Below are 9,839 nucleotides of genomic sequence, written 5' to 3'. Positions count from 1 at the left end.
ATCGGTGGTGTCCACCTCTTCCCATTCCGAACAGAGAAGTTAAGCCCACCAGAGCCGATGGTACTGCGGTAACACGTGGGAGAGTAGGTCGGTGCCAAATCTTAAACTGCCTAAAAGCAGGTTAACAAGAACCCTTGCAGTAACAACTGTGAGGGTTTCTTCGTTTATAACCACATGGTACTCCTAATTCTAAGGGTTAAAAAATGCTAATTATTTTAAGTCAGATACAATAAAACCGTATTATTGTAGTATTACTTACATCTGCATATGATACCTCCAAATTTCAAGAAACCGATCTCACTCATTTTCTTATTGTGCTTACAACTATCCCTTTTCGCACAAAGTAAAAATGTTAAACTTCCCGCCAATTGGTTCAACCTGGATTTAACAGAGAATGGTTATTTTGGTATCAGTACTGAGAAAGCATATAAAGAATTATTGAAAGATGTTAAGCCTAAACAGAATATCATAGTAGCGGTGATTGACGGTGGGGTAGATACAAGTCATCCTGATTTAAAAGATGTACTCTGGACTAATGCAAAAGAAATTCCGGGTAATGGTATTGATGATGATGGAAACGGGTATATTGACGACATCCACGGCTGGAATTTCATCGGTTCAAAAAAGGGTAATCTTGAATTTGATAATCTTGAATTGGTCAGACTCCTTAGGATTTACACGCCGAAATATCAATCCACAACTAATTTAACACCTCTTGATAGTACCCAGAAAGAAGAGTTTAGGTTGTATAAAAAAATGGTTGGTGATTTCGGCAAGAAATATGAAGATGCAAGTAATACTTTTTCTGTTCTTCTCGCTATCAATAAAGTACTTGATTCAGTAGCAAAAGTTAATCACAAGAGTATTCCTGATTACGAAGATATCGACCGTTACACCCCAGATGATGAAACTGAGCAACAGGTAAAAACCATCATTCGCAAGGGTGCCAGGGAAGAAGGTAGTTTTGAGAAATTTTATAAAAATATCAAGGAAGGCTATAAACAATATGATGCCATGCTAAAATATAACCTGAATCCTAAATATGATATGCGTTCGGCCTTAGTTGGAGATAATTATTCAAATGCTGATGAAAAGGACTACGGAAATAACGACGTTAAAGGTCCGGATGCTTTCCACGGAACACACGTTTCTGGTATTATTGGGGCGAACCGGAATAATGAGCTAGGTATGATGGGCGTGGCCAATAGCGTAAGCATAATGGCTATTCGCGTAGTCCCAACTGGCGACGAACGTGATAAGGATGTGGCTAATGGTATTCGGTATGCTGTGGATAATGGCGCAAAGGTGATTAACATGAGTTTTGGTAAAGCTTATAAGTGGAATAAAAAAGTAGTCGACGAAGCCGTTAAGTATGCTGAGGAAAAAGATGTATTGCTGGTACATGCAGCAGGTAACGATTATCGAAATAATGATGTTGAAGAGAATTTTCCCAACAAATATTTTGAGGGAAAAGAGGCGAAGGCTTACCAAGAAACCCATAAAAAGTTTGTAAAACCTGATTTTGTACCTCCCACGCGCAACGGACAACCGGGTAATATGATGGGGATGGCTCCTGGCTATAACAGATCTCCGGTAGTTAAGCCTGTTCCACTGGATTCAGCCAAGTTTTCCTTACCTCATGCAAATAACTGGATTGAGGTTGGTGCAAGTGCCTATAAAGATGATGATAACCTTAAAGCAGATTTTTCTAACTACGGGAAATATACTGTTGATGTATTTGCTCCAGGGTTCATGATCAACTCTACAGTTCCAAATGGTAAGTATGAAGAAGCGGATGGTACAAGTATGGCGTCACCGGTAGTTTCCGGCTTAGCCGCGCTTATTCTAAGTTATTATCCACATCTTAAACCTGCTCAGGTTAGAGAAATCATCATGAAGTCGGTTTCCAAAGTACCTCACAAAGTCAGATACAAAAATGATAAAGGTGAAAATGAGAAAGCCCTTTTTAGCGAGATCTGTGTAAGTGGGGGTGTTGTAAATGCTTATAATGCACTTAAGCTAGCAGCAACTTATCCATAAAATCTATTTTATATCAGAAATGAAGGATTGAATGGTACCGAAAGGATATGATTTCGATTTCAGCCACGAAATGAACTCATCCATTCTTCCAAGCATCTTTGATCCTGTGTTTTTTCTCACATAACCTGGAAACCCAAATCTGTCGAAATCATCCAGGTCTGTAAATTCCCATGGATGAAAATAGATATTAAGGTAGTGATCATGATTGTACGTCCAGCTTGCCATTTTTTTATATGCCCAAAGTGGAAGATTATGGAAGGATAACCAGAATAATGGAAAACGAACCACTGGACTAACAGATGCCGGCAACTGCATTACATTTTCTTTAGTAAAATAAGTCCTGGAAATATGGAAGTTATTGTATCTCCCGGGCAGATATGTTGGGTTTATTGAAGAATTGTAGATATATCCAGCCTTTTCAATTTCCTTTTCATCTACAGGCATCATCCTTGCCATACGGTAACCAGTAATCTCTTTTCCTGATAATTCCTCCAATCTAACTTTCGATTGTAGTAAATGCTCCACCTTAAAATCTGAATGATAGTAGCCATGCGAGGCCAACTCGTGCCCTGAATCTGTGATTCTTTTAATCAGGTCAGGTATATTCTCAGCAAATGTTACAGTACAAAAAAAGGTTGCTTTCACCTGGTGCTTATCCAATAAATCTAAAATAGATATGGTGCCTGCTCTGGATATAGAGATTTGATCATCAAAGGAAATGTCTTTTCCATATTCGAAAGGCATATCGAACTCTTCAATATCGAAACTTAAAAGGACCATTTAATTATTTTGAATATTGCTTGAACGAATAATATAATTAGGCCGGTTTTTGCTTTGCATAAACATCTTTCCTACATAGATGCCTATGATGCCCAGGATGATTAGCTGCAAGCCTCCAAAAAAAACGATGGTCATAATTACAGATGCCCAACCGGATACTTCCACATTGTTAGCAAAAGCATAAATGATATATGGCACGTACAAGACCGAGGCGAAAGACAATATAAAACCTAAATATACAGCCGAATATAAGGGTTTAATGCTAAATGAAGTCACGCCGTGTAAGGCCAGACGGAACATCTTTTTAACCGTATATTTGCTTTTTCCGGAAAAGCGGGCTGCCGGATGATAGCGGATGGCATACTGTTTGAAACCAAGCCATTTAACCAGTCCCCTCAGGAAAGGCTCATTTTCATGAAAATTTCTGAATACGTTAACCACCTTTTGGTCCAATAAACGAAAGTCGGCTGCACCGGGCTCTAACTCAATGTCAGATAACCAGTTTAATATTTTATAGAAAAGACTGGAAGAGCTTCTTTTACCCTTCGATAAGCTTTTATCTTCTTCCCGAACTGTATACACCACTTCATAGCCTTCTTCCCATTTCTGAAGCATTTCGGGGATCATTTCTGGTGGATGTTGCATATCACAATCCATAGAGATGACACAGTCGCCGAAAGCATGATCCATACCTGCTTTCACCGCCAGCTGATGACCAAAGTTTTTCGAAAATTCTAGGAAGAATATATTTTCTGCCGTAAGGGCATAATCCCTTATTTTTTCAAGCGTATGGTCCTTACTACCATCATCCACTAAAATGAGTTCGTAATCGTATTGGATTGTAGAAAAAACATGCTTAATGCTTTCTGCAATTACGAAAATATTATCGGCTTCATTATAAGCAGGGATGACTATTGAAACTAATTTTTTCATTTGTGATTGAATGCACGAATATAAGGATAATTACCAAAAAGTAATCAATCTGTTACAAACGCTTATCCAAACAAATCACTACTCAAATATCTGTCTCCCCTGTCGCAGGCAATGAAAACAATCACTCCTTCATCAAGTTCTGAAGCCAACTTAAGTGCGGCCGAACATGCTCCACCAGTACTCATACCTGCAAATATACCCTCAACTTTAGCGAGTTTTCTAGCCATATCCACGGCATCTTCCTGTGTGATATCCATCACGCGGTCTACACGTTCAGGTTCGAAAATCTTTGGCAGATATTCGGTTGGCCACCGTCGTATTCCTGGTATAGATGCCCCTTCTGTAGGTTGGCAACCCACTATTTGGATTTCATTGTTTTGCTCTTTCAAGAAGCGTGAGCAGCCCATAATTGTGCCTGTAGTTCCCATAGAACTGACGAAATGGGTAATTTTCTGATCAGTATCTTTCCAGATTTCAGGCCCTGTTGTTTTATAGTGTGCCATGTAATTATCGCTGTTGGCAAATTGATTGAGCAGATAATAGCCCTCTTCAGCACCTTTCTCTTCAGCATAATCACGACATACTTCAATACTTTCCAGTAAGGTTACCTTGGCACCGAATGCCTCCATGGTCAAAGTGCGTTCACGCGTAGAATTAGAAGGCATCACCAGCTCAATCTCCAATCCGAACAGACTTGCAATCATGGCTAATGCAATACCTGTATTGCCACTCGTCGCTTCAACCAGTTTGGTATTCTTGGTGATATCGCCACGCTCTATTGCGCTGCGAATCATATTCAGGGAGGCCCTGTCCTTCACACTTCCCCCGGGGTTATTGCCTTCGAGCTTGGCAAATATCCTTACATTCTTATTGGGATTCAGGTGGCTGAGTTCAGCCATTGGTGTATTTCCGATTAAATCGATAATGCCTGCCATTTTTATATTTCGTTTGTTTCGTTAATTTTTCTAACTGTTACTATGGGCGAGTGATAGGCAGTGGAGTACGGCAGCACACTCTCTGTAATCCACACATTTCCACCTATTACACTATTATGGCCGATAATAGTCTCTCCTCCTAAAATGGTTGCCCCTGAGTAGATAATAACATGGTCTTCAACTGTTGGATGTCGTTTTGCACCCGCGAGATTTTTGCGAACGCTTAGTGCACCTAAGGTAACCCCCTGATACAATTTCACATGGTTACCAATCACTGTTGTTTCTCCTATCACAATTCCTGTTCCGTGGTCGATATAGAAATAGGAACCAATGGAAGCTGCAGGGTGGATATCGATGCCGGTTCTTGAATGCGCATGTTCAGTCAGAATTCTGGGAATCAGCGGCACGTTGGCAACTGACAGGAGATTTGCAATTCTATAATAGCAAATGGCGTAAAAACCAGGATAGGTACGGATCACTTCAAATTCACTTTGGGCAGCAGGATCTCCATTAAATATCGCCTGGATATCACTATTGAGGATACTGTAGAGCTTAGGCAGCTGATCAAAAAAATGTAAAGCAATCTCGTCACAGTTTCTGCTTTGCACTGCGCAGTTGGCTGCAATGATCAGGGCAAGTTCGTCCCGCAATGCCAGTGCCTCTGTCTTTAACAGGGTAGCAGAAACTGACTTCTGCAGATTATCCGGATATAAGAAACGAATAAGCTTCAGTGCCCAGCTGGAGACAGTATCATTTGAAGGAACATTATTGCCATAAAGTGGCCGATCAGCCAGTAAGCTGAAAAACTCATCATCCATTGCCTTTGAATCTGTTTTGTGTTACAGGCAAAGTTATGAAAATTGATAAGCTTGCAATAATAAGCCCATAGAATATATAGACTTATTATTGTAATTTTTTGCACTTATAGCATACTGGCTTTAACCTTTTTATGGTACGACCAGTAAAAAACGATTGGGTAAACAAAGAGGTTAAATAGGGTATTGGTAATTAACCCTCCAATTACAACGATGGCTAAGGGTTTAGATGCTTCAGAGCCTATCCCTGTAGAAAGTGCAGCCGGCATCAATCCTATGGCCGCCATCATAGCTGTCATCAGTACAGGTCTGAATCTACTTGCAATCCCATCCCGCATTGCATCATTAAAAGTCCAGTCCGGTATATGTTTCATTTCGGCTATGTTAGTTTTGAATCTGGTAATCAGGATCACGCCATTCTGCACGCAAATTCCAAATAAAGCAATAAAACCTATACCTGCAGAAATATTGAAATTTATACCGGTAATAAGTAATGCCAGAATCCCGCCGATCATGGCAAAGGGAACATTGTTGAGTACGAGTAGCGCATCTTTAATGTTTCCGAACAATACAAAGAGAATGAAGAAGATGAGGACCAGGCTAATGGGAACAGCCTGCGAGAGTCGTGCGGTAGCCCTTTGCTGGTTCTCAAAATCACCTGCCCATTCCAGTTTATATTCCTTTGGAAGTTTAATGGCATGATTAACCTTTTCCTGGGCCTCTGCAATTACGCTTCCCATATCCCTGCCGCGGATAGAAAATTTGATCGCACCATAACGCTTGTGTTTGTCACGGTAAATCATGCTTGGGCCGGTGATTTTTCTGATACTGGAAATCTCACCCAATTGTACATTCGAGCCTGAAAGGGTCGGTACCTTGAGCTTGCTGATCGAACTTTCGTCGCTTCTGAAATCCTCAGGATAGCGTATAATCAGATCGAATTTTCTTTCTCCCTCATAAATCTGCGTTGCCGCTTTTCCACCGATGGCCATTTCAATTACTGCGTTGGCATCGGCGGTGCTAACCCCGTAAAGGGCCATTTTTTTCTGATCAAGATTGATTTGTAATTCCGGCTGCCCCAGGTTTCTTAAAATTCCAAGATCTTCAATGCCATCAACAGTTTTTAAAATGGCTTCGATTTTTTCTTCCTCGCGTTCAATATACTCGAAATTTTCACCAAACATTTTGACTACAATAGAGCCCTTCACCCCCGAAACAGCTTCTTCCACGTTGTCTGATATAGGTTGAGAAAAATTCAGGCTAATGCCAGGAAAACTTTTTAGCTTTTCCTGCATGCGTTCAATAAGTTGCTCCTTCGTCTGCTTACGTTTCCACTCTTTTTTTGGATAGATATCGACATGAAATTCCATGTTGTAGAAGCCTGTAGCATCCGTTCCGTCATTTGGTCGTCCGGTTTGCGACATGACCTGTTTTACCTCTTCAAACGACAGAAAAATTTTGCGCATTTCATTCGAAAGTTTTTTCGTTTCATCCAGCGAAATACTTAAAGGACCCGTAGCCCGAACATATATCGATCCCTCATCCAGATTGGGCAGGAACTCTGTACCTAAGAAGCTGAAACTGAAAACTCCTAAAATGAGCACAACGAGTGAGCTAAAAAATACTACACGTTTTCTCTCGAAACAGAAATCATAAAACTTTATTGTGCCTTTAGTCATCCACAATAAAAATATATTGTGTTTTTCTTTTACGTTTTTCTTCAATAGTACGCTCGATAAGGCGGGCACGAGTGTGAAAGTTAGGATCAACGCACCGAGAAGTGCGAAGCTCAAGGTCCAGGCCAAAGGCGAAAACATTTTTCCTTCTACCTTTTCAAAGGTGAAAATAGGCAGTAAGCCGGTAATGATGATTAGTTTGGCAAATAGGATGCCTTTGCCGTTTTCGAGACAAGCCTTCTTGATGATGCCCAGCTTGCTCATTTTATTAAAACGATCCATGCCCTCACGATGGGCTTTCATATCAAGCGCCACAAATATTCCCTCTACCATTACTACGGCACCATCTATAATGATTCCAAAATCTATAGCCCCCATTGATAACAGGTTCGCTGGCATCCCTTTTAGTTTTAAACAAATAAAGGCAAACAGTAATGCAAGCGGGATAATGATAGAAACAATTAGTGTTGTACGCCAATCGGCCATAAAAAGGAAAACAATCAGCGTTACAAATAAAATCCCCTCCAGCATATTTCCCATCACGGTATGTACCGAGTAATTAACCAGATCTTCACGGTCGTAGAATGGCTTAATCTTCACATCATCGGGTAGGATACTGGTATTGATCTCATTGATTTTTTCTTTCAGACGCGCAATAACCTCACTCGGATTGCCACCTTTACGCATCACGATAATCCCCTCTACCACATCAGGGTCATCATCTCTACCTACCTGTCCCAGTCGAGGTAATGCTGATTCAGCCACATCTGCAATGGTTTTAACATAAATAGGCGTTCCGTTAATGTTATCCACTACCACATTTTTGATTTCATCGATGTTATTCAGAACACCTATTCCGCGTACAACATAGGCCTGGTTGCTTTGTACAATTACATCGCCACCTACATTAATATTGCTTTTAGACACGGCATCGAATAGTTCTGTTGCGCTTACGCCATACTGGATGGCTTTCTGCGGATCTACTGTAATCTGGTAGGTCTTTACCTCCCCTCCAAAACTTACGACATCGGCAATGCCGGAAACCGATAACAATTCCCGCTGAATTACCCAGTCTTGAAGGGTTTTCAGTTCACGTACTGTTTTTTGATCACTTGATAAGGTATACCGGAAAATCTCTCCTGTAGGACCGTATGGGGGCTGAACCTCAGGCTGAATTCCATCTGGCAAATCTGCCTCTTCCAAATGATTGTTCACCTGAACACGTGCTTCGGCATAATCGACATCATCTTCAAAACTTACTTTAATGATTGACAGGCCAAATAGTGATGATGAACGGATGCTGGTTCGCTTTTCTGTTGGATTCATCGCAATCTCGAGCGGCCGGCTCACAAACTTTTCTACCTCTTCAGCGCTTCTTCCAGGCCATTGCGTAATGATGGTAATATTGGTGTTTGTAACATCCGGAAAGGCATCTATGGTTGTGTTTTTAAAACTGAGGTATCCCGACAGGATTAAAACAAAGGTTGCGAAAAATATGAAATATTTGTTTTTCAGTGCAAACCCGATAATATTTTTAATGATTTTATTCATACCTAAAGGAACTATTGGGATTTTAAACTTTCAAAAAGGAAAACCTGTTTGGATGCAACCACCTTGTCTCCGGGCTGCAGGCCATTACTGATATAAATTTTATCGCCTGTTTTTCTGCCAATTTCTACGGCTTGTATCCTAACCTTCCGGTCTTTTGTAATCAATAAAACATAATTTTTATTGTTGTCGAAAATTACCGCTCTTGAGTTTACTACCGGGAGATTTACGTTACTGTTGCCGCTGACCTTTACTGTTCCTAACATTCCAGGTTTCAGTAAAAAACCGGGATTCGGAATGACTACCCTGGCATTCATTACTTTACTTTCCTGATCAATAAGGTTATAAATTTTATCTATTTTTCCTTTAAAAGTTTCATCCAGATAGGAAAGAGTAGAAAGTTCTACCTCATCCCCAGCTTTTATTTTCGAAATGTCTGATTCATAGATATTAATCATTGCCCAAACCTTAGAAAGATCGGCGATGGTAAACAGGCTTTTATCGTTATCGCTGCGAATTTGCATATGATCGGTTATGTTTTTTTCGATCACAAATCCACCGATAGGTGATTTGATGGCGTACATCCCCGAGCTGCTTCCTCCATTAAGTTTCAATACGGCACTGGCTCTTTTTAACTCGGCTTTTTTGATCTGGAAATCATTTCTCGCTTCTTCAAGTTCCCTGGCTGATGATAAACCACTTTCAAAAAGCTGTTCCGCCTGACTTAAAACCCTGCCTGCATTTTTCAATTCGGCAGAGGCCGATATGGCATCTTTATCAAATCCGGATACTTCTGCACTCAACACGTTTGCAAGCGTTTGTCCAGCGGTTACTTTATCTCCCAGCCTTACGTTTACACGACTCACCAATCCACTCACCATGGGATAGAGATCAGATTTTTTTTCCTCATTTGCTGCGATTTTAGCAGAAAACCTCAGGTCTGATTTTCCGTTCGCCTGTTGCACGGTGTCAATTAACAAGCGGTTAAGCAATGAATCGGTAATGGTAAATTTCTCTTTTACTGCTTCCGTTTTATGATTTGTACAAGCTAAACCAACGCTAATGGCTGTGAGCAGCAATATATTTTTGATGTTAAGGTTAATTGGAGTCAT

Annotated in this window: 7 protein-coding genes and 1 rRNA gene; 2 read left to right on the top strand and 6 right to left on the bottom strand. The window is 40.6% G+C overall.

What is annotated here, in order from left to right; all coding sequences use genetic code 11:
- Positions 1-100 (top strand): 5S ribosomal RNA (gene rrf, locus AB669_RS21265); the annotation flags it as partial.
- Between the two features lie 167 nt (positions 101-267).
- Entirely contained in the window at positions 268-2,040 is a 1,773-nt protein-coding gene (locus tag AB669_RS21260) for a S8 family peptidase (protein WP_047801387.1), read from the top strand.
- A 3-nt stretch (positions 2,041-2,043) separates the two neighbouring features.
- On the opposite strand, the gene AB669_RS21255 is transcribed toward AB669_RS21260, so the two are convergent.
- The 6 genes from AB669_RS21255 to AB669_RS21230 all read right to left on the bottom strand — a co-directional run bounded on the left by AB669_RS21255 (position 2,044) and on the right by AB669_RS21230 (position 9,839).
- Positions 2,044-2,820 carry a polysaccharide deacetylase family protein gene (locus tag AB669_RS21255; RefSeq protein WP_047801386.1) on the bottom strand — a complete coding sequence of 259 codons (777 nt, stop codon included), beginning with the start codon at positions 2,818-2,820 and terminating at the stop codon, positions 2,044-2,046.
- Positions 2,821-3,753 (bottom strand): glycosyltransferase family 2 protein, encoded by a 933-nt coding sequence (locus AB669_RS21250; RefSeq protein WP_047801385.1) that lies wholly within the window; start codon positions 3,751-3,753, stop codon positions 2,821-2,823.
- 62 nt (positions 3,754-3,815) lie between these two features.
- A complete protein-coding gene (cysM, locus tag AB669_RS21245) occupies positions 3,816-4,688 on the bottom strand; it encodes a cysteine synthase CysM (RefSeq protein ID WP_047801384.1) in 873 nt (290 codons plus the stop codon).
- Positions 4,689-4,690: 2 nt separating this feature from the next.
- A complete protein-coding gene (gene epsC / locus AB669_RS21240; RefSeq protein ID WP_047801383.1) occupies positions 4,691-5,506 on the bottom strand; it encodes a serine O-acetyltransferase EpsC in 816 nt (271 codons plus the stop codon).
- 104 nt (positions 5,507-5,610) lie between these two features.
- Positions 5,611-8,730 carry an efflux RND transporter permease subunit gene (locus tag AB669_RS21235; RefSeq protein ID WP_047801382.1) on the bottom strand — a complete coding sequence of 1,040 codons (3,120 nt, stop codon included), beginning with the start codon at positions 8,728-8,730 and terminating at the stop codon, positions 5,611-5,613.
- An 11-nt stretch (positions 8,731-8,741) separates the two neighbouring features.
- Positions 8,742-9,839 (bottom strand): efflux RND transporter periplasmic adaptor subunit, encoded by a 1,098-nt coding sequence (locus tag AB669_RS21230; protein ID WP_047801381.1) that lies wholly within the window; start codon positions 9,837-9,839, stop codon positions 8,742-8,744.

The organism is Pedobacter sp. BMA (genome assembly GCF_001027745.1).
Taxonomy (GTDB): Bacteria; Bacteroidota; Bacteroidia; order Sphingobacteriales; family Sphingobacteriaceae; genus Pedobacter.
Note: the sequence above shows the minus strand (reverse complement) of the source record. Positions and strands in the feature narration are given on the sequence as shown.

Excerpts from the sequence above, each read along its gene's own strand:
- AB669_RS21260 (WP_047801387.1), top strand. The coding sequence starts at position 268 with ATGATACCTCCAAATTTCAAGAAACCGATCTCACTCATTTTCTTATTG.
- AB669_RS21255 (WP_047801386.1), bottom strand. The coding sequence starts at position 2,820 with ATGGTCCTTTTAAGTTTCGATATTGAAGAGTTCGATATGCCTTTCGAA.
- AB669_RS21250 (WP_047801385.1), bottom strand. The coding sequence starts at position 3,753 with ATGAAAAAATTAGTTTCAATAGTCATCCCTGCTTATAATGAAGCCGAT.
- cysM (WP_047801384.1), bottom strand. The coding sequence starts at position 4,688 with ATGGCAGGCATTATCGATTTAATCGGAAATACACCAATGGCTGAACTC.
- epsC (WP_047801383.1), bottom strand. The coding sequence starts at position 5,506 with ATGGATGATGAGTTTTTCAGCTTACTGGCTGATCGGCCACTTTATGGC.
- AB669_RS21235 (WP_047801382.1), bottom strand. The coding sequence starts at position 8,730 with ATGAATAAAATCATTAAAAATATTATCGGGTTTGCACTGAAAAACAAA.
- AB669_RS21230 (WP_047801381.1), bottom strand. The coding sequence starts at position 9,839 with ATGACTCCAATTAACCTTAACATCAAAAATATATTGCTGCTCACAGCC.